This is a genomic window from Sphingomonas daechungensis (genome assembly GCF_039543105.1).
Lineage (GTDB): Bacteria > Pseudomonadota > Alphaproteobacteria > Sphingomonadales > Sphingomonadaceae > Sphingomicrobium > Sphingomicrobium daechungense.
Map to the genome: position 1 here is coordinate 770,428 of NZ_BAABJC010000001.1, position 22,700 is coordinate 793,127.

The 22,700-nt window shown below is 62.1% G+C and carries 23 protein-coding genes and 1 tRNA gene; 17 read left to right on the plus strand and 7 right to left on the minus strand.

Features of this window, described 5'->3' with window-relative positions:
* Nucleotides 1-8 precede the first annotated feature (8 nt).
* Both ABD928_RS04020 and ABD928_RS04025 read left to right on the plus strand, forming a co-directional pair.
* Entirely contained in the window at nucleotides 9-1,397 is a 1,389-nt protein-coding gene (locus tag ABD928_RS04020) for a M48 family metalloprotease (RefSeq protein ID WP_345166311.1), read from the plus strand.
* Nucleotides 1,384-2,094, plus strand: a complete 711-nt coding sequence (locus ABD928_RS04025) for a DsbA family protein (protein WP_345166315.1) — start codon at nucleotides 1,384-1,386, stop codon at nucleotides 2,092-2,094. The genes ABD928_RS04020 and ABD928_RS04025 overlap by 14 nt, the downstream gene beginning before the upstream one ends.
* Nucleotides 2,095-2,100: 6 nt before the next feature.
* On the opposite strand, the gene ABD928_RS04030 is transcribed toward ABD928_RS04025, so the two are convergent.
* From ABD928_RS04030 to ABD928_RS04040, 3 genes are read right to left on the minus strand one after another with little or no spacing between them, the layout of a single operon-like run.
* A complete protein-coding gene (locus tag ABD928_RS04030; protein WP_345166318.1) occupies nucleotides 2,101-3,399 on the minus strand; it encodes an NRAMP family divalent metal transporter in 1,299 nt (432 codons plus the stop codon).
* Nucleotides 3,350-4,033, minus strand: coding sequence for an RlmE family RNA methyltransferase (locus tag ABD928_RS04035; RefSeq protein ID WP_187714527.1), 684 nt, complete (start codon nucleotides 4,031-4,033; stop codon nucleotides 3,350-3,352). Before ABD928_RS04035 ends, ABD928_RS04030 begins: the two co-directional genes overlap by 50 nt.
* Nucleotides 4,030-5,079: a Ppx/GppA phosphatase family protein gene (locus tag ABD928_RS04040; RefSeq protein ID WP_345166321.1), complete on the minus strand. Its 1,050-nt coding sequence runs from the start codon at nucleotides 5,077-5,079 to the stop codon at nucleotides 4,030-4,032. The genes ABD928_RS04035 and ABD928_RS04040 overlap by 4 nt, the downstream gene beginning before the upstream one ends.
* Nucleotides 5,080-5,226: 147 nt before the next feature.
* Here ABD928_RS04040 and ABD928_RS04045 point away from each other — a divergent pair.
* A tRNA-Gln gene (locus ABD928_RS04045) sits at nucleotides 5,227-5,300 on the plus strand.
* A gap of 46 nt (nucleotides 5,301-5,346) precedes the next feature.
* Here the strand turns inward: ABD928_RS04045 and ABD928_RS04050 are convergent.
* Together ABD928_RS04050 and ABD928_RS04055 are read right to left on the minus strand one after the other, a co-directional pair.
* A complete protein-coding gene (locus ABD928_RS04050) occupies nucleotides 5,347-6,945 on the minus strand; it encodes a sodium/sugar symporter (protein ID WP_345166324.1) in 1,599 nt (532 codons plus the stop codon).
* A 45-nt stretch (nucleotides 6,946-6,990) separates the two neighbouring features.
* Nucleotides 6,991-8,034 (minus strand): mannose-1-phosphate guanylyltransferase, encoded by a 1,044-nt coding sequence (locus ABD928_RS04055; RefSeq protein ID WP_345166327.1) that lies wholly within the window; start codon nucleotides 8,032-8,034, stop codon nucleotides 6,991-6,993.
* A gap of 272 nt (nucleotides 8,035-8,306) precedes the next feature.
* Between ABD928_RS04055 and ABD928_RS04060 the strand changes: the two genes are divergently transcribed.
* From ABD928_RS04060 to ABD928_RS04080, 5 genes are all read left to right on the plus strand, one after another.
* Complete coding sequence (locus tag ABD928_RS04060; protein WP_187714529.1) at nucleotides 8,307-8,924, plus strand: PEPxxWA-CTERM sorting domain-containing protein; 618 nt, start codon at nucleotides 8,307-8,309, stop codon at nucleotides 8,922-8,924.
* Between the two features lie 4 nt (nucleotides 8,925-8,928).
* Nucleotides 8,929-9,573: a L,D-transpeptidase family protein gene (locus ABD928_RS04065; protein ID WP_223276298.1), complete on the plus strand. Its 645-nt coding sequence runs from the start codon at nucleotides 8,929-8,931 to the stop codon at nucleotides 9,571-9,573.
* A gap of 101 nt (nucleotides 9,574-9,674) precedes the next feature.
* Nucleotides 9,675-10,202 carry a CAP domain-containing protein gene (locus ABD928_RS04070; protein WP_187714531.1) on the plus strand — a complete coding sequence of 176 codons (528 nt, stop codon included), beginning with the start codon at nucleotides 9,675-9,677 and terminating at the stop codon, nucleotides 10,200-10,202.
* 3 nt (nucleotides 10,203-10,205) lie between these two features.
* On the plus strand, nucleotides 10,206-10,685 hold the full coding sequence (locus tag ABD928_RS04075) for a retropepsin-like aspartic protease family protein (protein WP_187714532.1): 480 nt from the start codon (nucleotides 10,206-10,208) through the stop codon (nucleotides 10,683-10,685).
* An 88-nt stretch (nucleotides 10,686-10,773) separates the two neighbouring features.
* A complete protein-coding gene (locus ABD928_RS04080) occupies nucleotides 10,774-12,132 on the plus strand; it encodes an O-antigen ligase family protein (RefSeq protein ID WP_345166335.1) in 1,359 nt (452 codons plus the stop codon).
* Here ABD928_RS04080 and ABD928_RS04085 read toward each other — a convergent pair.
* Complete coding sequence (locus ABD928_RS04085; RefSeq protein WP_187714534.1) at nucleotides 12,129-13,217, minus strand: glycosyltransferase family 4 protein; 1,089 nt, start codon at nucleotides 13,215-13,217, stop codon at nucleotides 12,129-12,131. The genes ABD928_RS04080 and ABD928_RS04085 overlap by 4 nt on opposite strands.
* Nucleotides 13,218-13,321: 104 nt before the next feature.
* On the opposite strand from ABD928_RS04085, the gene ABD928_RS04090 reads away from it, so the two are divergent.
* The 7 genes from ABD928_RS04090 to ABD928_RS04120 are packed head-to-tail and all read left to right on the plus strand — an operon-like array spanning nucleotide 13,322 to nucleotide 19,851.
* Nucleotides 13,322-14,026, plus strand: coding sequence for a class I SAM-dependent methyltransferase (locus tag ABD928_RS04090; RefSeq protein WP_345166340.1), 705 nt, complete (start codon nucleotides 13,322-13,324; stop codon nucleotides 14,024-14,026).
* A 49-nt stretch (nucleotides 14,027-14,075) separates the two neighbouring features.
* Entirely contained in the window at nucleotides 14,076-15,431 is a 1,356-nt protein-coding gene (locus tag ABD928_RS04095; RefSeq protein WP_345166343.1) for an oligosaccharide flippase family protein, read from the plus strand.
* Nucleotides 15,428-16,441: a glycosyltransferase family 2 protein gene (locus tag ABD928_RS04100; protein ID WP_345166348.1), complete on the plus strand. Its 1,014-nt coding sequence runs from the start codon at nucleotides 15,428-15,430 to the stop codon at nucleotides 16,439-16,441. The genes ABD928_RS04095 and ABD928_RS04100 overlap by 4 nt, the downstream gene beginning before the upstream one ends.
* Complete coding sequence (locus ABD928_RS04105; protein WP_187714537.1) at nucleotides 16,438-17,688, plus strand: glycosyltransferase; 1,251 nt, start codon at nucleotides 16,438-16,440, stop codon at nucleotides 17,686-17,688. Before ABD928_RS04100 ends, ABD928_RS04105 begins: the two co-directional genes overlap by 4 nt.
* Nucleotides 17,685-18,746: a Gfo/Idh/MocA family protein gene (locus tag ABD928_RS04110; RefSeq protein WP_187714538.1), complete on the plus strand. Its 1,062-nt coding sequence runs from the start codon at nucleotides 17,685-17,687 to the stop codon at nucleotides 18,744-18,746. Before ABD928_RS04105 ends, ABD928_RS04110 begins: the two co-directional genes overlap by 4 nt.
* Complete coding sequence (locus ABD928_RS04115; protein WP_187714539.1) at nucleotides 18,743-19,717, plus strand: NAD-dependent epimerase/dehydratase family protein; 975 nt, start codon at nucleotides 18,743-18,745, stop codon at nucleotides 19,715-19,717. Before ABD928_RS04110 ends, ABD928_RS04115 begins: the two co-directional genes overlap by 4 nt.
* Nucleotides 19,717-19,851: a hypothetical protein gene (locus ABD928_RS04120; protein ID WP_262984824.1), complete on the plus strand. Its 135-nt coding sequence runs from the start codon at nucleotides 19,717-19,719 to the stop codon at nucleotides 19,849-19,851. The genes ABD928_RS04115 and ABD928_RS04120 overlap by 1 nt, the downstream gene beginning before the upstream one ends.
* On the opposite strand, the gene ABD928_RS04125 is transcribed toward ABD928_RS04120, so the two are convergent.
* Nucleotides 19,848-20,990 carry a glycosyltransferase family 2 protein gene (locus ABD928_RS04125; protein ID WP_345166358.1) on the minus strand — a complete coding sequence of 381 codons (1,143 nt, stop codon included), beginning with the start codon at nucleotides 20,988-20,990 and terminating at the stop codon, nucleotides 19,848-19,850. The genes ABD928_RS04120 and ABD928_RS04125 overlap by 4 nt on opposite strands.
* Before the next feature lie 94 nt (nucleotides 20,991-21,084).
* On the opposite strand from ABD928_RS04125, the gene xrtV reads away from it, so the two are divergent.
* Nucleotides 21,085-22,014, plus strand: coding sequence for an exosortase V (gene xrtV / locus ABD928_RS04130; protein ID WP_345166361.1), 930 nt, complete (start codon nucleotides 21,085-21,087; stop codon nucleotides 22,012-22,014).
* A complete protein-coding gene (epsI, locus tag ABD928_RS04135) occupies nucleotides 22,011-22,700 on the plus strand; it encodes an exosortase-associated protein EpsI, V-type (RefSeq protein ID WP_345166364.1) in 690 nt (229 codons plus the stop codon). The genes xrtV and epsI overlap by 4 nt, the downstream gene beginning before the upstream one ends.

Here is a 22,700-nt window from a genome sequence, read left to right on the forward strand (position 1 = left end):
GGCGACGCATGAGCTCGGCGCTCTCCCGCTTCGTGCGATTGCTGATGATGGCGCTCGTGCTCGGCCTTGCCACGGCAAGGCCGGCCGCCGCCCAAAGCGAGGATTCCGGCCCTTCGATCCTGCGGGACACGGAGACCGAGGCGCTGTTCGCGGACATCGCGAAGCCGCTGGTTGAGGCCGCGAACCTCAGCAACAAGAGCGTCAAGGTCATCCTGCTCAACGATGACGAGATCAATGCTTTCGTCGCCGGCAGCCAGAACGTCTACGTCAATTCCGGGCTGCTGACCCGCGCCGACAACGTCAACCAGGTCCAGTTCGTCATCGCGCACGAGCTCGGCCACGTTGCCGGCGGCCACGCCATCCGCATGGGCGAAGGGATGAAGCAGGCGACCGGCATCACGCTTGCGACAATGGTACTTGGCGCGATCGCGATTGCGGCGGGCGCCGGCGAAGCGGGCATGGGCCTGATGATGATGGGCCAGCGGGCGGCGCTCGGCCAGTTCCTCGCCTTCACCCGCGCCCAGGAAACCAGCGCCGACCTTGCCGGCGCCAGCTACCTGCATAAGGCCGGCATTAGCGGCAAGGGCGGTCTCGACTTCTTCAAGAAGCTACAGAACCAGGAGTACCGTCTCGCGATCTACGCGACCGATAGCTACGACCGCACCCACCCGCTTTCCAGCGAGCGCATCGCCATGCTGACGGACCTCTTCAAGAAGGATCCCGCCTGGAATGCGCCGACCGATCCGAAGCTTGAAGCGCGCTTCCAGCGGGTGAAGGCGAAGCTTACGGGCTTCCTCGATCCACGACAGGCTGTCAGCAAATATCCGGAAACGGACCAGTCGGTGCCGGCGCATTACGCCCGTGCCTATGCGTATCACCTTACCGCCTATCCCGATAAAGCGCTGTCCGAAGCCGACGCCCTGCTCAAGGCCGATGCGCACGACCCCTACTTCCTCGAGCTCAAGGGCCAGATCCTCCTGGAGTCCGGGCGCCCGGCCGATGCTATCGCTCCCCTTCGCGAGGCGACGGAAAAGACGCACAACGCGCCCCTGATCGCGTCGATGCTCGGCCACGCGCTGATCTCGACAGAGGATCCCAAGAATTACGCCGAGGCGAAGACCATTCTCAAGGCCGCGGTTGCCGTAGACAATGAGAACCCCTTCGCCTGGTACCAGCTCGGCATGATCTACGGCCAGGAAGGCGACGAGTCCCGGGCCGCGCTTGCGACCGCCGAACGGAACAATCTGGAGGGCGATCCCAAGATGGCGCTCGCGAGCGCGGAGACGGCGATGCGCGGGATTCCGGTTGGAACTCCGGACTATCTTCGCGCCCAGGATATCGCCATGGTCTCGAGGACCGCGCTCAAGAAGGACAAAAAAGGTCGTGACAGAGAGTAAGGGATCGTCGTTTGGGGCGGCGATTGCGGGGGGTGTGGTCGGATCGGTGCTGACCGCGGCCGTGTTGCTCTTCGCGGCACCTCAGTATCTGAGCGGACGAATCGTCCGGCAGGGCATGCTCAACGATCCTCATATCCTCGTCGAGGCATCCGATGCCCTTCGCGACGCGCAGTACAAGCCAACGCTGGACGCTTCGCGAGGCCTGATCGAGACGCCCTTCGCGTCCTCCTGGAAGGGTTCGAGCAAGCCGAAGGTCACGCTCGTCGAATTCTACGACTACGCGTGCCCATATTGCAAAGCGAGCAACCCGCACGTCGATCAGCTCGTTCGTGAGAACCCGGACCTTCGCGTTGTCTATCGCGAGCTTCCGATCCTCGGCGACAACAGCGTTGCAGCCGCTCGCCTTTCCCTCGCGGCATCGAAGGCCGGACGCTTCCAGCAGTTCCATGACGCGCTCTACGCGGCGGGCAGACCGGCCCCCGAGACAAATACTGCGGCCGCGCGCACGGCGCAGGTCGATCCCAAGTCCCTCGACGACCCGGCAATCGAGGCCGAACTCAGGAAGAACTTCTCGCTCGCCAGTCAACTCGGTGCGACGGGAACACCTCTGTTCATCGTTGGTGACCGCGTGCTCAGCGGCGCCGTCGGCTACGACGCCCTGAAGAAGGCGGTCGAGGACGCTCGCAAAAGCTCCTGAGCTGGCTCAGATCAACGATGCGAAAAAGAGTATCGTTGCAATCGCCATGACCGCGGTGGCTGCCCAGCCGAACACCAACACCATTGGAGCGGCGACAAACCGTCCCATTTCCTTGCGGCGACTAGCGATCACCATCATCGCGGCCATCAGGGGCACCGCCGCAACCCCGTTCAGGATCGCGCTCCAGACCAAGGCCCGGATCGGATTGACGTTGCCCCAGTCGAGCAAGACGCCAGCGGCCGTGGCCGCGACGATGATCGCGTAGAACCGCGCGGCCTGCTGCGGCTTGTATTCAAGCCCTCCCTTCCATCCTCGCGTTTCACTCACCGCGAAGGCAGCGGACCCGGCCAACACCGGCACTGCAAGCAATCCCGTTCCGATGATCCCGAGCGCGAACATGGCGAAGGCGAACTGTCCCGCAATCGGCCGCAGTGCCTCGGCCGCCTGCGCCGCCGTATTGATCTGCGTGATGCCTTGCTGGTGAAGCGTCGCCGCCGAGGCGATCATGATCGCCAAGGCAATCAGGTTCGAAAAGGCCATCCCGACAAAAGTGTCGAAACGGATCCGCCTGAACTGGGCCGATGCTCCGCGCGGATCTTGCTTCAAAGGCCTCTGACCGGAGTCGGCAAGATCTTCGGCCTCCTGCGAGCTTTGCCAGAAGAAAAGATAAGGACTGATCGTCGTTCCCAACACGGCAACGACGGTGGCGATCGCGCCGGGTCCGATATCGGTCGGCCAAATCATGCCCCAGAACGCTGCCGTCCAATCGACCTCGACCAGCAACAGCACGCCGACATAGGCAAACAGGCTCAGCGTCAGCCATTTCAGGACTCTCGCATATTGATGGTAGGGCACGAACAGCTGCAGGGCGACGCTCAGCAACGCGAAGAGGAAGACGAACACGCGGGTTCGGCCGCCGATGACCAGCTCCGTCGCCGCGGCCATGGCGGACAGATCCGCCCCGATGTTCATGATGTTGGCGATCAGCAGGATCGCAACGAGGACCGTCACGACGCTTCGCGGAAAGGTGTCAGCGAGGTTTTTCGCAAGTCCTGCGCCAGTCACCCGACCGATGTGCCCGCTGACCAGTTGGACGGCGGTCATTAGCGGGTAGGTCAGGATCATCGTCCATAGCAGGCCGTAGCCGAACTGCGCACCTGCCTGAGAGTAGGTGGCGATGCCGCTTGGATCGTCGTCGGCCGCACCGGTGACGACGCCAGGACCCAGCTCGCTCGCCGCTTCGATCAGTGAGTGCTTAAGGCCCTTCTGCCGGACCCGCCCAACCCGAGCCTTTGTCGCTCTCACGACCTTTGAAGCCCTGCGCGATCACATACCATTCCGAGGAATCCTTCCGGCTGGCGGGCGGCTTGGCGTGCTTCACCGTCGCGAAGTGCCGCTTCATTTCGGCGACCAGCTGATTGTCTGCACCGCCGGCAAGGACCTTGGCAACATAGGTACCGCCCGGCCGAAGAACTTCGGTCGCGAATAGGAGACCGGCTTCGACAAGCGCCATCGTCCGCAGGTGATCGGTCTGCTGATGGCCAACAGTATTCGCTGCCATGTCGGAAAGGACGAGGTCCGCATCGCCGCCGAGCGCCTCTTTCAGCCGGTCGGGTGCATCATCGTTCATGAAGTCCATCTGCAGGATGGTGACGCCGTCGATCGGATCAGTCGGAAGAAGGTCGATCCCAACCACAGCGCTCTGAGGAACCTTGCGGCGCACGACCTGGCTCCATCCGCCTGGTGCGATTCCGAGGTCCACGACCGCTTTCACGCCCTTCAGCAAGCGGAACCGCTCATCCAGTTCTATGAGCTTGAATGCGGCGCGGCTGCGGTAGTTTTCCGCCTTGGCCCGCCGGACGTAGGGATCGTTCAGCTGGCGCTCGAGCCATCGCGTCGACGACGGTTTTCGCCCCTTTGCGGTGCGGATGCGCTTCACAAGGCGTGGCCGTCGCGCGCCATAAGCGAACGCAGGATGCCCTCGCGAATTCCCCGATCGGCAACCCCGAGGGTCTTGGCGGGCCAGATTTCGACGATCGCCTCGAGGATTGCGCAACCCGCAACGACCAGGTCCGCCCGATCCCGCCCGATGCATGGCAGCGCCGCGCGCTCCTCGTGCCCCATCTCGGCAATCATCGTGCTGATCCGCTGCATCGCATTGACCGGTACATGGAGGCCATCGACGGCACGGCGGTCGTAAGCCGGTAAGGCGAGGTGCACGCTTGCGAGTGTCGTGACTGTCCCACTCGTGCCGAGCAGGCGAATTCCAGGCGCATCGCTCGGCAGTGTGGACGCGAAGCTCGCAAAGGCGCGGCGCGCCCGCTCGCGCATGCGCCTATAGGCTTTCAGGCGGTCGGGCCCTTCCAGCGCGACCTTTCCTTCGCTCTCCGTCAGCGAAACCACGCCCCAGGGAGCGCTCCACCAGCTGCGGATCTTGGGCGCTCCTGCATCCTGGTCAACAAGCACCAACTCGGTCGATCCGCCGCCAATGTCGAAAATCAGCGCCGGCCCATCGCCGGGCTCCAGCAGCTTGTGGCAGCCCAGGACCGCGAGGCGGGCTTCCTCCTGCGGTTCGATGATGTCCAGAACGATTCCCGTCTCCCGCTTCACCCGCTCGACGAAGGCCTCGCCGTTCCGGGCTCGCCGGCAAGCTTCCGTGGCGACGGATCGCGACAGAGAGACGTTCCGGCGGCGAAGCTTGTCGGCACAGATCGCGAGGGCCCCAACCGCCCGGTCCATCGCGGCGTCCGACAGGGCACCTGAATGCGACAGGCCCTCCCCCAGACGCACAATGCGCGAAAAGGCATCGACGACCGTGAATCCGCCGTCGAACGGGCGCGCAATGAGGAGGCGGCAATTGTTGGTGCCCAGATCGACGGCGCCATACGTATGACGAAATGGAGGGGATCGCCGCTCCGGCGATTTACTCGATGCCGGCTCCTGCCGAAGCGATGGAGCCGGTGCGCTGGCGACATTCTGCGCCATGACAACGACCGTTTCTATCCTGCACCGCCTGCATAAAGACGGCTGACTTGGGTCGCATTTAACCGGCAATCGCGATGAAGGGCAAGGTTAGGGCCACCAGCGTTGACAGTCGGGAGGGCGCTTTCTATCTCGCCCGCCTGCCGGCATTGCCCCGTCGTCTAATGGTAAGACTACGGACTCTGACTCCGTCAATTGTGGTTCGAATCCACACGGGGCATCCAGCGTTTCCCTTCAGCCGAGACTAAAGCAGCCTTGCGGCGAGAGACGTCACCACCACGTCGCATACAAAGCGAAGAGAATCAGGATGACGCCCACGCTGGCGAGGTTGAAGGCCGCTGGCGTACGAAATGTTACACCCTCCATGGTGATAGCATTGGCGCTCGGCCGGGATCGCTGGGCCAGCGAGATAACCACGGCCAGCGCCAGGCTGATGAGGAACACCAGCCCCATCCGATTCATGAAGGGGAAGTCGGGCATCACAACCTTGAACACGTAGGACAGCGCGACCGAAGCAACCGCGGCGACAATTGCGCCCAGCTCCGTCGCCTTCCTCCAGAACAGTCCGAGCAGGAAAATGACCGTGACCCCGGGCGTGAAGAAGCCTGAGAATTCCTGAATGAACTGGAACGCCTGATCGGAATTCCCGAGCAGGGGCCGGGCGGTGAACAGCGCAATCACGACTGCAATGACCGCAACCGAACGCCCGACAAGGACTAGGTGCTTCTCTTCGGAACGGCTCTCACCCGAGCCGTCTTCAGCGCGGGTCCGCTCACCGCGAAACTTGGCGTAGAGATCGAGCGTGAAGATCGTGGCGATCGAATTGATCTTGGACGCCGTGGACGCGATCACGGCCGCGATGAGGGCCGCGAAGACCAGACCGAGCAGGCCTGGCGGCAGCAGGCGCATCATGGTCGGATAGGCTTCGTCCGGCTTTGCAAGATCCGGCGCGAGCACGACCGCGGCGATCCCCGGCAGCACGATAATCACCGGCATCAGCAGCTTCAGATAGGCCGCGAAGACGACGCCCTTTTGCGCTTCGCCAAGGTTCTTCGCAGCGAGGGCTCGCTGGATGATGTATTGGTTGAAGCCCCAGTAGCTGAGGTTGGCGATCCACATGCCGCCGACGAGAACGGCGATGCCCGGCAAATCCTTGAAGAACGGGTGGTCGGGCTCGAGGATCATGTTGAAGTGACCTGGCACCTTCTGGGTCAGGGCCGCAAAGCCGGCAATGGCACCTTCGCCATTCCCGATCTGATTGAGGGTCAAATACGACACCACTAGACCCCCGAGCACGAGCAGGGTGACCTGCACGATGTCGGTCAGCGCCACTGCCTTGAGCCCCCCGTACAATTGGTAAAGCAAGGCGAAGGCGCCAAGCGCGAACAGTGCAACGTCCTGGTCGATGCCAGCGACCTTGTGGACCGCGATCGAGCCCAGCCAAATGATCGAAGTGAGGTTCACGAAAATGTACAGCGCCAGCCAGAACAGGGCCATGATGACAGGCAGGACCTTGCCGTACCGATGCTCCAGGAATTGGGGCATCGTGTAGATCCTGTTCTTCAGGAAGATCGGCAGGAAATACTTCCCGACAATGAGCAGGGTCAGCGCCGCCATCCACTCGTACGAGGCAATGGCGAGGCCCAGCGCATAGCCCGAACCCGACATTCCCACGATCTGCTCCGCGGAGATGTTTGCCGCGATCAGCGAGGCGCCGATCGCCCACCATGGCAGTGCCTTGGAGGCTAGGAAATAATCGGATGTGTCCTTCTCATGGCCCGCCTTTTCGCGGCTGACCCATTGGGCGAGGCCGAAGATGAAGATGCCATAAGCAACGACGACGACCGTATCGATGGTCGAAAGCAGCATCCTTCCCTCCCCCGCACCGGTGTTTCGCTACCGGCTTGCCGAACGCTAGTCCCCCGATCTCGCCTTCGCCAGCTCCGCGGCTTCGCGGACGCGTTGCGCGTCGCTGATCGGCGCAACCAGGACATGATCGGCGGTAGCGATCACCATGAGCTGCTGTCCGCCGATGACCACGATCTGCGGTCCGGTCGATTTCAGCAAGCAGCCCGCGCTGTCGATCGCGCTCGAGCGGGAATCGACGACATTTCCGTCCGCGTCCTTCGGTTCCAGTTCGTAGACCGCCGCCCAGCTGCCGACGTCGGACCAGTCAAGGTCGAGCGGCACGACCGCAATGCGGTCCGAATGCTCCATCACCGCATAGTCGATCGATGTTGATGGGCAGTCGGCAAGCGCGCTCTCGTCGGGAGCAATCCGTCCATCGTCACTCCGCGCGAGATCCATCGCGGCTCGGGAGGCCAAAGCGATTTCCGGAGCGTAGCGATCGAGTTCTGTCAGAAAAGCGTCGGCGCGAAACAGGAACATGCCGGAATTCCAGAAGGCGCTTCCCGACTGGACCAGTCCGGCGGCAATGTCCTTCGATGGCTTTTCGACGAATGCGTCTACAGCCAGGACGCCCTCGCTGAGCGGTTCGCCCGCAGAGATATAGCCGTAGCCGGTCTCCGCCCCTCGTGGCCGGATCCCGAAGGTGACGAGGCGGCCGGAGTCCGCGGCGGGCAGCGCCTTGCGAACCGCATCGAGCAGCGGCTTCGGGTCACCCACACGATGGTCGCTCGGAAGCACCAGCAGGATCGCGGCAGGATCGCTTGCGAGCGCCGCGAACGCGACGGCTGCCGCCGAACCTCGCGGACAAGGTTCCAGGATAAGGCTGACACCCGGCGCGATGAGGCCGACTTCGTCTGCCTGCGATTGGGCGCCTACGATCAGAGGCTCGGCAAACAACCGTCTGTCGCCCACACGGTCCAGGGTCTGCTCCAGCATGGTCCCCTGCCCGACGATCTCCAGCAGATGCTTGGGCCGGGCGGGCGTAGAGATTGGCCATAGCCGAGTCCCCGAACCTCCGGCGAGGATGACGGGCTGAACGCGAGTTTCCATGCTTAAGAAATATCGCCCTTGAGAGTGACGTCCAGCATTCCAGCAGCTGTAACTGTGTTGCTGCGGCACACTTCTGTATTTTTTCGGGACAAATTAAACTCTTGGATTGATTCGGAACCTTAAAATTGTGTTAATGGTTGTCCTCAGGGTCGAGTGCATCGCTTACCGGTTGCTGGCTCCTTTCGTTAGGGTTTCAGATGCGTTCAGCAATATTGTCTTCGCGCTCGGGGCGCCGCTTGAATGCAAGCGGTCGTGCACGTCGCGCCAAGCGCATGACGAAGCGTCGAAACCGCACGATTCTCGCTAGCGCCGCCGTCCTCGCATTCGTCGCGGGCACGCCGCTCGGAATCATGGCGCGCATGGGCCTGCTCGACTCGAGCGACGTTCCCGGACTCGACAGCGCCAAGAGCTTCCTGGCCATGATGAGCGAACGCTCGCCGGGCGACCGCACCAAGGCTGAGCTCACGAAGACCAAGATGCATGCAGCAGTTGCCGCGCCAAGGCAGCGCGCACTTCCCAAGGTCGCCCAGCCCGAGCTTCCCAAGGAATTCGTGGCCGCGATCGCACCGCCGGTTCCGACCGTCGCCGACGTACCGACCAGCGCACCGCTCAGCTCCATCGGGCCACTTCTGCTCACGCCGGGTGTTCCCGGCGGCGGCGGTGGAATTCTGGTACCGAACCCGCCCGGTGGCGGTGGCGGAACTCCGGGAACGCCGGGGACACCCGAAACTCCACCCGAAAACCCGCCGCCTGAGAATCCGCCGCCTGAGAACCCGCCGCCCGCCGTTCCGGAACCCGGCACCTGGGCAACCATGCTTCTTGGCTTCGGACTTACGGGCATGATGATCCGTCGGCGGCGCCGCACGACGACGGCTATCGCTTCGGCATAAGCTCATGAAAAGGATCATGGTCGTTGCACTCGCGCTCGCGGGTTTGGCCACGGCTGCGGCCGCTGCCTGGTCCAGCGGCATCATCGAACGTCCGCCAGTCCAGGCGCAGGCAAAGGAAAACTACGGCTGGTCGGACAAAAACCGCACCTACCTTAGCGATGCGCAAATTCTTCAGGCCCGGGCGCAGGGTGTGCTCGACCGCGACGTCCGCTCGATCCTGAATGTCCCGAAGCAGATGCGCTATGGCGACTTCGTCTGGAACGATCGCAACGTGCCGCAAGGGCCAGTGTGGATCCGGGTTGACCTGAAGTCGCAGCTCATCTCCGTTTTCCGGGCCGGGCATGAGATTGGAACCGCGGTGATCCTATACGGAGCCGAGGACAAGGAGACGCCGAACGGTACCTTCCCGATCCTAGCCAAGATTCGTGATCACAAGTCGATCACTTACGACAATGCACCGATGCCCTACACCCTGCGCCTGACCGGCGACGGAGTGTCGATTCACGGCAGCGACGTCCAATGGGGCCGCGCAACGCACGGCTGCATCGGGGTTCCGATCGAATTTGCGCAAAAGCTTTTCGACCAGGCTTCGAAGGGCGATCAGGTTGTAATCATTCACGAATGGGGCTCGAAGCAGCGAAATTCCTGAGTGATTTTGCGCGTTCTCCCCTAACCTTCGTAAATTATCGTCCGTAAACTGTTTGGTGACCACCATCTGCGACAAGACGCGAGCACTTTCGAGGATGCTCAATGTCTGGTTCGCGTTGGTACCGGGTTGCCGCTGCATTGACTTTGGTCTGCGTGAGTCCGGTGCTGCAGGGAGGCGTCGGCTTCCGCCAGAACTTCGAAGAACGGCTGCTCGCGGCGCATAACCGTGAGCGCGACGCCATGGGCGCGCCGCCGCTCCAGTGGGACCCGGCTCTCGCGCGGTCGGCGCGCGACTGGGCAGCCTATCTCGCCCGTAGCGGCAAGTTCGAGCATTCGCCGGACGATCCCTGGTGGGAACCCGAGGGCGAGAATCTCTGGGCTGGCACTGTCAATTACTATCAGCCGGAATCGATGGTTGGCCTGTGGGCGGCCGAGAAGGGCGACTACAAGCCCGGCGTCTTCCCGAACAACAGCCGTTCCGGCGACGTCGAGAACGTCGGCCATTACACCCAACTGATCTGGTCGCAGACCGGAGCCGTCGGCTGCGCCCTCGCGCGCGGCCGTGAAGAAGACGTACTGGTGTGCCGCTACACGCAAGCCGGCAACGTCCTCGGCCAGCGACCGATCTAGACGATGATCGAGCGTGTCCTCTTCGTCGCGACGATCGCGGGCGGTGCCACGCTCGGCGTGTTCTGGCCGCTCAACAAGAGCGAGCGCACGGCTGCCGTACCGGCGGCGCTGGAAGTGACCCTGGAGCGCAGCGGCGATCGCCACTTCTACGCCGATGCTCAGGTCAACGGAAAACCCGTGCACTTCCTGGTCGACACCGGCGCGAGCGAAATTGCTCTCACGGAGGAGGATGCCCGCAAAGTTGGCATTCAGGTCGATCCGCAGAAGTACGAGATGATCGGTCAGGGCGCATCCGGCATGGTGCGCGGCCAATATGTGGAGCTGAACAAGGTCGACCTTGGCGGAATCCACCAGACCGATGCAAAGGCGGTCGTCGTTGAGGGCGCCAACGTCTCCCTGCTTGGTCAACCATTCCTGGAAAATGTCGACGAAATCGTCATCCGCAAGGGCGAGATGACCCTCAAGTCACAGGGAAACTCGTAAGCGGCCCGCTCAAAACGAAGGCTCCCCCTGGGGAGTCTGAGGTGGTAGGCTTGCCCGAAGAGGCAGCAGGCGAGAGTAGAGCTCAGACTTGAAGTACATCCTCCTTCTCATCTGGGCCGGCCTCGTCCCTGTCGTCGTGAGCTATCTCAAGACGCAGCCCGCGAAGTACGCCAAGTGGGCCGCCTTCGCGATGGGGATCATCCCCTTCATCACCGGCACATTCCATCTCTATGTTGCGCCGATCGCCTGGCCGGCCTGGCCCCAATTCCCCAAGGGAATGGAGATCTCGGCGCTCGATTTCCTGGCGATCGCGATCCTGATCGGGACCACGTCAAAGGTGAGGACGCTTCGGCAGATCTGGCCCTGGCTCGCCTATTTCGCCGCGGTCGTTATCGCCATCCCCCAGGGTGAAGTGAAGATGGCGGGCTTCTTCTACGCCTGGCAGATCGCGCGCGTTGCACTCGTCTGTGCGGCCGCCATTCGGATTGCCGCGTACGCCGACGCGCCAGAAAGCATGGTGAAGGGAATCTTCGCGGGCCTCATCTTCCAGGCCATGTTCGCGATCAGCCAGTCCGCCAGCGGCGCCGCACAGGCGAGCGGGGAGTTCAGCTCTCCTAACCTGCTGGGCATGATGGCTCACTTCGCGATCTTCCCCGCCTTCGCTCTCCTGCTTGCACGGAAGGACACGGGTTGGGCCCTCGCGGCCTTTATCGCCGCAGTGGTGGTCGATCTGCTCACGGCCTCACGAGCAACCATGGGCCTGGCGGCGATCGGGCTGGCGCTTCTCGGCGTCGTATCGATCATGAAATCATCGACGACCTGGAAGTTTGGCATCGTTGGTGCAGGCGCTCTAATGGTCGCTGCCGTCAGCCCGTTTGCGATCGGGGCCATTCAGGACAGGCAGGCCACCAACAATTCCGAGAGTTCCGATGCGCAGCGCGAGGCGATGAAGGACGCGGCCAGGATGATCATCGCCGATCATCCCTTCGGAGTGGGACCCGACCAATATGTCGTAGTTTCTAACATGGGCGGCTATTCGGCGCGCGCAGGCGTCGGCTGGATGTCGGCAACCCGAGGCACCTCGGTCCACGAATCCTATCTCCTTGTCTGGGCCGAGACCGGACTTCTAGGCTTGATCACCTTCCTGATGGTCCTCTTCCGACCGATGATCGGCACATACCGGGCCGCATTCCGGTTTCGAAAAGAGTTCGAAAGCGAGCTGCTTCTGGGGTTCGCGGTCGCAACCACGATTGTCGCGATCCACCTTCTTTATGAGTGGCTGTGGATCATGTTCCTGCTGCAATACACATTCGCCATGACGACGGGCGTGGCGATCGGCATTGCCATCCGACTTGCCTCGCGCTCGAAAGCACCTGCGGTGCGGAAAGAGGCGCGTCCCGCAGAACCACGGCCACCACTCGAAGAGCCCGTTCCTTCGCCGAATTAGCGACCCGTCGAAATCACCTCGGAGAAAAAGTCGCGATACTGGCCGGCGATGGCCGACCACTCGAACTGCGAAGCGCGCTCAACCAATCTTTTCCGATCTTTGTCGCTTCGATCGAGACCCTTCGCCAATTGCTCCTTGATGGATGACTCCACGTTCGGATCGCCCAGCAATCCTTCGGCGCCGAGAATCCAGCGCGTTCGCGGGGAGTCGTACGCGACGATAGGGACTCCCGACGCCATAGCCTCGACATAGACATTGCCGAAAGACTCGTCCTGCGAGAGGTGAAGCACGGCGTCCGCACTCCGATACAAGGCGGGCATGTCCGCGGACGGGACGGTGATTTGCCGATAGCGCCCCGGCAAGCGTTCATCGGCAAGCGCCTTCAGATCGGCTCGTAGGGGACCGTCCCCCGCGACAATCAGCAGTGCATCGGGCAGAGCGCTGATGGCCGCGACGCCCTTGTCGATGTTCTTGCTCGCGATCATCGCGCTGACCATCAGGATGACCGGGCGATCGGTCGGCAGTCCAAACTTTTCCCTCTCTGCCGTTCCCGGATGAAACCGCTTGGTGTCCACGCCATTGGGAATCAGCGCGCACCGATACGCCTCCCGGTTCCGATCGAAATAGTCAGGATTGATGCAGACCAGGCCATCGCAGCCGAAGAATCTATACTCGGCCCGGTTGGAGACTGCAGGCCAGTCCCCGTTTTGCGTGACGAAGACATGCGCGGGCCGGTTCCGTCCGCCGGCCGCGCGCAACGCCCAGTTCGTGAATGGGTAGGAACAGGTCGCTGTCACATCGAAATCGGCCGGATCATACGCTTTTAGAAGGCCGGGGATGAAACTTGCGTCTTCCCAGGCTGTTTCGGTTCGGAACAGGGGCAGTCGAGGCCATCGCTCGAACCGCTCCCGATTGATAAGTGACGCCTGCACGTAATTGTACGGTTGATTGGCGCGTGGAGGACCGGATCCGATGAGTGTAACCTGGTCTCCGCGCTCCGCTAGCTCGGACGCGACGGAAATGAACGCAACTTCGGCGCCACGATCCACCCGGTGCAGGCCAGGAAGCGCAAACAGAATCCTCATAATTCAAGCGTAACGGCGCTTCTCCGGGCGGTCCACGCCCGCCTCTCCTTGGTTGACACGCAGCCGCACTAGTCCAGACTCCGCCGCAAAGTTTAGGAAGCCGAATGAAGATCGAACCGCGTAAACACTGGCAGACCGCGATGCAGGGTTATGCGGATGAGCTGATGGCGCTCATCAGCCAGTATCCGGACGCCAATATCCTGGAGCTGGGCGGCGGCCGCTGGCCTTCCTTCCGGCTTGCGGAAATGCCGAAGAACGTTGCCGCTTACACGGTCAACGACATCGATCCAAACGAGCTTGCCCATAATGGCCCCGAATACGAAAAGGCCTGCTTCGACGTCAGCGGCGATTCCTCGGCGTTCAAGGACACGTATGACGTCGTCTTCTCGCGTTTCCTCGCCGAGCATGTCGCAGACGGAATTGCCATGCACCGCAACGTCTTCAACGTGCTCAAGCCGGGCGGGGCGGCATTCCACCTGATCCCGACGCTCTTCGCATCGCCGTTCGTCATCAATCGGATCTTCCCCGAGCGACTTTCGTCGAAGCTGCTGGAACTCCTGACTCCCCGGCGGGAGATTTCGCCCAAGTTCCCGGCTTATTACTCGGCCTGCCACGGCGATACGCGAAAGATGCGCAAGATGTTCAAGGACATCGGCTATTCACGTGTGGAGATCAGGAACTTCTACGGTCACTTCTATTACGAGAAGATCCCCGGTGCGCGCGAGCTGGAGCAGTTTGTCTCCGGCCTGGCAGCCAAGAACGAATGGTCGTGGTGGAGTTCATACGCCTACATCACGGCCTACAAGTGATCCCGATCGACCCTGACAGTCGAATTCGGTGAACGTCATTTCCAAAACCATGGCCGCGAGGATCGGCTGGACCTCGGTCGTGTTCGGCGCGAACCAGGTTTTGCGGCTGCTCAACAACGTTCTGTTGGCACGGTTGCTGGCGCCCTCGCTGTTTGGCCTGATGACGATCGTCAATGCCATCCGCGTCGGCGTCGAGCTTCTGTCGGATCTCGGCATCAACCAGAATATCGTCAGCAGTCCGCAGGGCCATACCAAGGATTTCTACGATACCGCCTGGACGCTTCAGGTGCTCCGCGGGGTGCTTCTTGGCAGCATCGCCTTTGCATTGTCGCAGCCGCTCGCAGCATTCTTCAGGCAGCCCGAACTGGCGGTGATCCTTCCGGTCGCGTCGCTGATGTTCGTTTTCAGCGGCCTGATGTCGACCAGCGGTGGCCTGCTCCAGAAGCAGATCAACGTCGTTCGCGCCGGTCTGTTCGAGCTTTGCGGCCTCACCCTCACAATCATCGCCCAGGTGAGCCTCGCCATCGTAACGCCGACAATTTGGGCGCTGGTTCTTGGAAGCGTAGTCGGATCCGCGATCAGCCTGATCGCGAGCTACCTGCTCATCCCCGGCATCCGCCACCGCTTCTTCATCGATAAGGCGATTGCGGGGCAGATCATCAGCTTCGGCAAATGGATATTTCTCTCGTCGATCATATACTTCCTGGCGATGAACTTTGACCGGCTCTACTTCGCCAGGCAGATCACGCTCACCGAGCTCGGAATCTTCTCGATTGCCCGCGCGCTGACGGACATGTTCAACCAGTTCGCCGTCCGAGCGAGCAACATGGTTTTGTTTCCCACTGTCGCAGCGTGGCAAATCTCGGAAGTCGAGGTTCGGTCGCGCGTTCTCCGCGGCCGTCGCCTGCTCTTCCTTGCGGCAGCGCTTGGATTAGGCGCGGTGGTTTCCGTTTCCGATCTCATCATTCAGTTGCTGTATGACGACCGTTATCTCCAGGCGGGCGCGATCCTTCCGCTCCTGCTGATCGGCGTGTGGTTTTCAATCCTCTGCACGATCAACGATTCCATTATGCTGGGCACGAAGCGACCGGCCTACCCTGCCCTGTCGAGCGGAGCGAAGTTGCTGTTCTACGTCGTCGCCCTCCCGCTGACCTTTCACCTCTACGGTTTCATGATGGCGGTACTGGTGCTCAGCCTTGGCGAGGTTGTCCGGTACATCGCGCTCTGGACGTTCAGCCGCCGCCAGCATCTGGGGTTCGGACGGGATGACCTGGTGCTGTCGCTTATCTTCTTTGGCTCAATCCTCGCGTTCCGCGAACTTCTTGCGCTCGTCGGGCTGACCGGCGGGATCACGACCCTCTTTCCTCTTCTGAACGACCTTCAGGCGAGCATTGCGGGCCTATGACCGAGACTCTTTCAAATCCTGGTGTCGGGTTCGTCGTGATCGGCCGAAACGAGGGCGAGCGGCTGAGGCAATGCCTTCAATCCATCGCACCGATCACCAACCGCGTCGTGTATGCGGACTCCGGATCGGCCGACGGGAGCGTCGCCCTTGCGCGCGAGGCGGGCGCGGTGACTGTCATTGCCGAAGGCTCTCCGATGACCGCCGCGCGAGGCCGCAACACCGGCTTTCAGGCTCTGCGTCAGCAATTTCCGGACTGTGCCTACGTTCATTTCATCGATGGCGACTGTGTCGTGGAGCGGGAATGGGTCGCAATGGCCGCGCGATTTCTCGACGAGAATCCCAAGGCCGCGGTCGCATGCGGACGGCGGTTCGAGGCGCATCCCGACGCCTCGTTCTACAATCGCATCATCGACGACGAGTGGGATACGCCGGTCGGCCTCGTGCAAAGTTGCGGCGGCGATGCCCTGATGCGGGTTGCCGCCTTCGAGCAGGTCGGCGGATTTCGTTCGGGCCTGATTGCCGGCGAAGAGCCGGACCTCTGCGCGCGCCTGCGTGAGGTGGGTTGGGAGATCTGGCGGCTGGATGCGCGGATGACGCGCCACGACGCTGCGATCCACAACCTGTCCCAGTGGATGCAGCGCGCCGCCCGATCGGGGTACGGCTATGCGCAGGTGTGGACCGCCGGCCGCGGGGCTGCCAATCGTCTCTACGGGCGGGAGATGGTGAGCGCATTCCTCTGGGCCGCGATCATACCAGCGATCGTCATTCTTTGCGCATTTCTGGTCGGCAAACCGTTTCTGTTACTGGCGATCCCGGCCCTTTACGCGCTTCAAATTGCGAGGATCGCGCTTCGCAAAGGCGGGTCGGCCTACGCCTGGAAATATGCCGCTCTCATGATGTTTGCCAAGCTCGGAGAGGCGAAGGGAGTTCTCAAATATTTCCTGACATCGAAGGGCGACTTGAGCTTCGATTACAAAAGTTCGCAAACGATTGGGCGTTCGCCGGCATGACGAACGAGCCGCCCTCGCCGACCGTCGCTTATGTGATGACGCATTATCCGCGAGTTGCTCTGTCGTTCCTCTCCGGGGAGATCGACGAGATGGAGTTGCGCGGCGCGACGATTGCGCCGTTTGCGATGAATCTGCCCGACCAGGCGGACCTGCTCTCCGAGGACGCGAGGACGCGATACGCCAAGACTCATTACCTCAAGCGCAGCTGGGGTGATCTTCTCGGGGCATTCTCCTCGGCAGCCCTGAGGCACCCGTTGGCGATGGCCAAGTTGATCGGAACTGCGGTCAAGTCGGCGCGTGGGGATCTGCCGCTGACGGCTCGGCGCTTCTCCCATTTGCTGCAGGGCGCTGCGGTCGCGCGAGAATGCCAGCGCCGCAACATTCATCACCTGCACGCGCAGTTCGGGCAGGCTCCTGCAACGATCGCCTGGTTTGCAGCCGAAATCATGAACTTCGGCGAGCGCCGGGCGAACTGGAGCTTCACGATCCACGGATTCCAGGATTTCGTCGACGAGACGATCGCCAGGCTGGACCTCAAGGCGGCGAGCGCCTCGTTCGTGGTTTGCGTCAGCGATTTCACGCGCTCCCAACTCTATCGGCTTTTGCATCCATCGCTCTGGAATCGCGCCCGGGTCGTCCGGTGCGGAATCGACCTTTCCCGGTTCCGACAGCGGCCCGCGCGGCCTCAATCCGCAGTCCCGCGTCTGATCAGCGTCGGCAGGCTTTCCACCGAAAAGGGCCAGGTCGTGCTCCTTCGCGCCTGCAAACTGCTCGCCGATCGCAGCACCAAGGTGCATCTGACTTTGATTGGCAGCGGTCCGCTCGAAGGCCTGATCCGCAGCGAAATCGCGAACGAGGGGATGGCAGATTACGTCGAGTTGACGGGTGAACTGCCACCCGGCCAGGTTCGCGAACGGCTCGAGGCATCGGATGTGTTCTGCCTGACCTCCTTCGCGGAAGGACTGCCGATTTCGATCATGGAGGCCATGGCCGTAGGCGTGCCCGTCGTCGCATCGTCGATCGCCGGCATTCCGGAGCTGGTGGTGAACGGAGAGACTGGCTTGACCGTCCCGGCCGGCAACGTGGAAGCACTTGCCGATGCGATCGAGAAGCTTCTGAGTGCTCCGAACCTGCGGGACTCAATAATCGCCGCAGCCCGGAAGCGCGTCGAGCAGCAACATGAACGTCATCGCAATTGCGATGCCATGTTCGAGCTGCTGACGAACCGTGCCGAGGTCGTCGCATGAATTCCGGTCAGCCCCTCAAATGCGCGGTGATCGGGTGCGGCACGATCGCCTACGAGCATCTGCCGTATCTGTCGGAATCGCCGTTGGTCGAACTTGTGGCGGTTTGCGATCGATCGAACGCGGCTGCCACCTTCGTGCAGAAGCGCTTCCATGCGGCCAAGGCGTACACCGATCATGCGGCAATGCTTGCGGATGCGAAGCCGGACGTCGTCCACATCCTCACCCCGCCGCATACCCACGTGGCGATTGCCCGCGATTGCCTGGACGCTGGCGCGAACGTGATTTGCGAGAAGCCGATGGCGGGCACAGCTAACGAGACAGCGGACCTGCTCGATTACGCCGCCGAGCGAGATCGCCTCTTGGTCGAAAGCCGCAACTATCTTTTCAACGACCAGGTCATCGACATCCGGCGGATCATCGACGGCGGCGAGCTCGGTGAAATCCGGGAGATCGACCTGATCCTGTCTCTCGATTTCCTCGGCGGACCGTTCGGCGATCTCAACCTTGCCGGACCCGGTGTCGACCTTCCAGCTGGAGCAGTCCACGACTTCCTGCCCCACCTTGCCTACCTTTTTCTGGTCTTCGCCGGGCATTCAGGCGACGTCGACGATGTCCAGGGTCGCCTTGCGAACCTCAGCGGCAATTCGCGCGCCGGTTTCGACCATCTCGATGCGCTGGTCGTCGCAGGAAATGTCCGCGGGAGGCTCCGGATCACCAGCGACGTCGGCCCAGATTCTTTCCGCGTCTACGCGCGCGGGACGGATGCGTCGCTCGAAAGCGACCTGTTCAATCCGTTCCTGCGTATCGATGGGCCGCCCAACATCGGCAAGCGCAGCTTCATCGGCCAGATCCGCAACGGGTTTTCACTGGTTCGAGCCGGCACCCGCAACCTGCGCAACAAGGTTATGCAGCACGGCACGTATCACGGCATGCCCCGCATGCTCGACGCCATCTATCGGTCGCTGGCTACATCCGGCGAGCCGCCATTCACGCCTGCACAAATGATCGACACGGCCAGGCTCGTGGATCGCCTAGTGGCATTGAAGATCGCACGATGAAGGTCCTTGTGACCGGAGCAACAGGCTTTCTCGGCCGTGCAGTCGTACGTGCATTGGCAGAGCGCGGGCACGAAGTCGTCGCGATGGCCAGGCCGGCGGCGTCCTTGCCGCAGCCAGTCTCTCCGAACGTCAATTACATTCGAGGCGATCTGCGGCAGGGCGGCGAATGGTGCAAAGCCGTCCGCGGTGTGGATGCCGTCGTTCACGCGGCCGCGTCGACGGGCGGAGGATTTCCGGACCAATTCGCCGGCACCGTGGTCGCGACGGAGAACCTGCTCAACTGCATCGACTGGGAGTCGCTCCAGCGTTTCGTCCTCATCAGCAGCTTCTCGGTTTACGACTATGCCGGCGGCGGGCGCGCGATCGATGAGAAGCACCCGCTTGAACCCGACCCATCGCGGCGGGATGCCTACACCTGGACGAAGATGCTCCAGGAGGACCTGGCCGCATCGACCTGCGCAGAGCACGGCGTTTCGTTCGCGAGCATTCGCCCCGGCGCGATCTACGGGCCAGGCAAGGACTGGGATTCGGGTGCCGCAATGAAGACCGGGAAGTTCGAGCTGGTCTTCAGTCCGCTCGCGAAGCTTCGGCTCACGCACGTCGACAATTGCGCGGAGGCGATCGCCGCGGCGGTCGAGAAGGTCGGTGTCGATGGCGTTTTCAACATTGTCGACGACGAGGTTCCAACGCACGCGGGTTATCATCGAGCGTGTCGCGCCGCAGGTTCGGACGCCCGCCGCGCCCTCTACGTCCCGTGGTGGTTCGTCGCCTCCATGGGTCTCGGGGTGAGACTGGTGAACAGGCTCTTCTTCGGCGGCAAAGCGCGGCTGCCGGAAATTCTTGATTACCCGAGGCAGAAGGCGCGCTGGCGACCGTTCAACTATTCCAATGCGAAGGCGAAAGCCGAGCTTGGGTGGGAACCACGCGTCCGCGTCGCCGAAGCCACGCGTTTGATGTTCGGAAAGCGCTAATGCCTGAAAACGAAGATCCGGAACAACAGCTCCTGCTGAAGGGCCGCTTCTCCTTCGGGTTGCCCCATGCTCTCATTGCGGCCCTCCTCGGCATCACGATTGCGGCGATCGTGGCGCTTTCGAATCTGTCCTAGCGGCCGGTTCGAAGCCACTCCTTCGGCGCACCACCGCGAGCGAGGCCGAGGTACATCGGCAGCTTCCAAAGCATGTACAGCGGCAGACGAGCTAGCGCGCCGAACGAGATGAACTGGCGGCCTTCCTTCGCCCAAGCCAGCAGCAAACCGGCCCCCGCGATGCAAAGCAGCGAGACCTGCACCAAAATTGGCCACCACTTTGCGCCCGAAACCGCGGTGAGGCCGGCGGCGACGCACAGAACGGCCAGGTTCAGGGTCGCGAACAACGCGAGCGGCGGGATCATCAGGTCGAGCCCGGACAATATGCCGCGAAGGTTTCCGCTTCGGACGCCATGCAGCACTTCGCGTGGACCCCAGCGCAACGCCGTCGCGATAAAGCCCCCTTCCCACCGCCGGCGCTGGGTCAGCGTGCCTCGCTCCGTGCTCCCGCCACTCCACACGAAGGCGTTCGTCACGAGAACCGGCGGATGCCCCGCATCCGAGAGCTCGAGCCCCAGCGCCAAATCCTCGACCACGCTCGAGCGTACGTGGCTCGACGCGTCAAAAAGAGAAAAGGGCATAGCCATGCCCGTGCCTGTCAGATGCACTCGCCCGGCCATCCGCTGCAGTCCTCGTTGACGGACGAGGTTTTTGATCAGGAATGCAAAGGTCGAAAGCTGGACCAGCGGCGGCGCGGAGCGGTCGGGTCGCAAGAGGTTGATCGTTTGGCTCGGGCGCCCGGCGGACGCACTGGCAACGAGCGCCTGAAGGCTCGCTTTATCGATGCAGCAGTCAGCGTCCATGACTGCGAATACGTCGGGCGGATCCGAGCGCAGGTGGTCCGCAGCGAAGGCCAGCGCGAAACCCTTGCCCCGTTGATCGAGGTTTCGACGCTCAAGCACCTCGACGCCCGCCTCCCGACCAATTTCAGCAGTTGAGTCCGTGCAATTGTCGGCGACGACGAGAAGCCGCATTCTTTCGCCAAGCGCCGCCTTCAGCGACCGCAATGTCTCACCGATGACCAGGCCTTCGTCATGCGCGGGGACGACGATAACGGCCGAAGCGCCCGAGCGCTTGTCGGCGGCGGCTGAAGACGAACCGAGCCCGACGAAAAGCTCCAGCGCAAAGACTGTGGTGAGGACCGCAAATGGCGCCAGCAAGATTACGACTAAGGCCGTCACGCGAACTGTCTCAAAATCGTCAAGGGGACCTTCCAGTAGCTTGCGGCTTATTTAGACTAGGTTTAGCTCTTTCGTGCACTACCAGCGAGATGCACGTGCCGCGAGCGAGTACCCCCTGTTGCTTTTGACCCGGGAGCCACCTCAAACCAGTGGTCTGCGCTCGATCGGTTTAGCCGATCTTGCGTTGATTATTGGCGCCGCGCTGCTTGTGCTGCCGACGATGTACGAGGTCGGACGGTTCAATTGGACGACCGAACAAGGCGGCCACGGGCCGATCGTACTCGCGACGGGACTTTGGCTGCTCTGGCGCGAAGTGCAAGCCAGTCCGGCGCCGCGAAAGCCCGGCAATTCGATTATCGGCGGGCTTTCACTTGTCGTTTTGCTGGGCATCTATCTTGTGGCGCGCATCACGGGTGTTCTCGAGATCGAAGCGCTCGCGATGTACGGTGCCCTTATCGTCGGGTCCTATCTGCTGTTCGGCGGGGCGCTTGTCCGGTCGATCTGGTTTCCGCTGTTCTACTTGGCCCTAACCCTGCCGCCTCCGGATTCTGTCGTTGCGGCGATCACGCAGCCGATCAAGATCATCATTTCCGAATGGGCGGTGAGCCTGCTCCACGCACTGGGATATCCGATCGCCAGCTCGGGGGTGATGATCCAGATTGCCCAATATGAGTTGCTTGTCGCGGCTGCCTGCGCGGGACTGAATTCGATTATCAGCCTCGGTGCGATCTGTCTCTTCTACGGGTACCTCCGGCATCGCCAGAACGTACCGGCATTCCTGATCATCGCCGCGTCCGTGATCCCGATCGCGGTTTTCTCCAATTTCATCCGAGTCCTCATCCTCATCCTTATCACCTACTATTTGGGTGAGGCGGCGGCGCAGGGCTTCCTGCACGATTTCGCCGGACTGACGATGTTCGCCGTGGCGCTTCTGACAGTGTTCCTGATCGACAGTCTGTTCACGCGCATCTTCAATCTTCGCACCGAACGGCTCGCAAATTGAGCGACGAAATCACCTCTCCGAACACGTCGATCACGCGACGGAAATTCGCGCTCGGTCTGGCCTTCGCATCGGTCGCGGGGGTTGCCGCTGCGCGTCAGCCGACAAAGAGCATCGATCTGCTCGGCGACAAGAAGCTCGAGAATGTCATCCCGGAAAAGATCGGCAGATGGTCGTTCGTTTCAAATAGCGGCCTAGTCGTCCCGCCGGAGGATCAGCTTGCGCGGGCGCTCTACAGTCAGCTGCTGACCCGAACCTACATGGATGAGGCGGGGAATGGCATCATGCTGCTCGTCGCTCAAAGCCCTACGCAATCGGGCATCCTCCAGATCCACCGCCCCGAATTCTGTTACACCGCCGGGGGCTACAAACTGTCACCGAGCACACCGCATTCGGTGGATATCGCCGGCCGTGCCTTCCCCGCCCTCAGCATCTCCGCGACACGAGACGGGCGGACGGAGCAAATCGTCTACTGGACTCGCATCGGCAACCACATGCCGACCAGCTGGAGACAGCAGCGGATGGCCGTGGCCATGGACAATCTGCGCGGATACATCCCCGACGCCGTGATGGTGCGCGTCTCGACGTATGGCGTGGATCGGCCAGCTGCCCTTGCCGACGTCGATGAGTTCATCCGCGACCTGATGGGATCAGTCACGCCACAGACGCAGCGGGTACTGTTCGGCTGA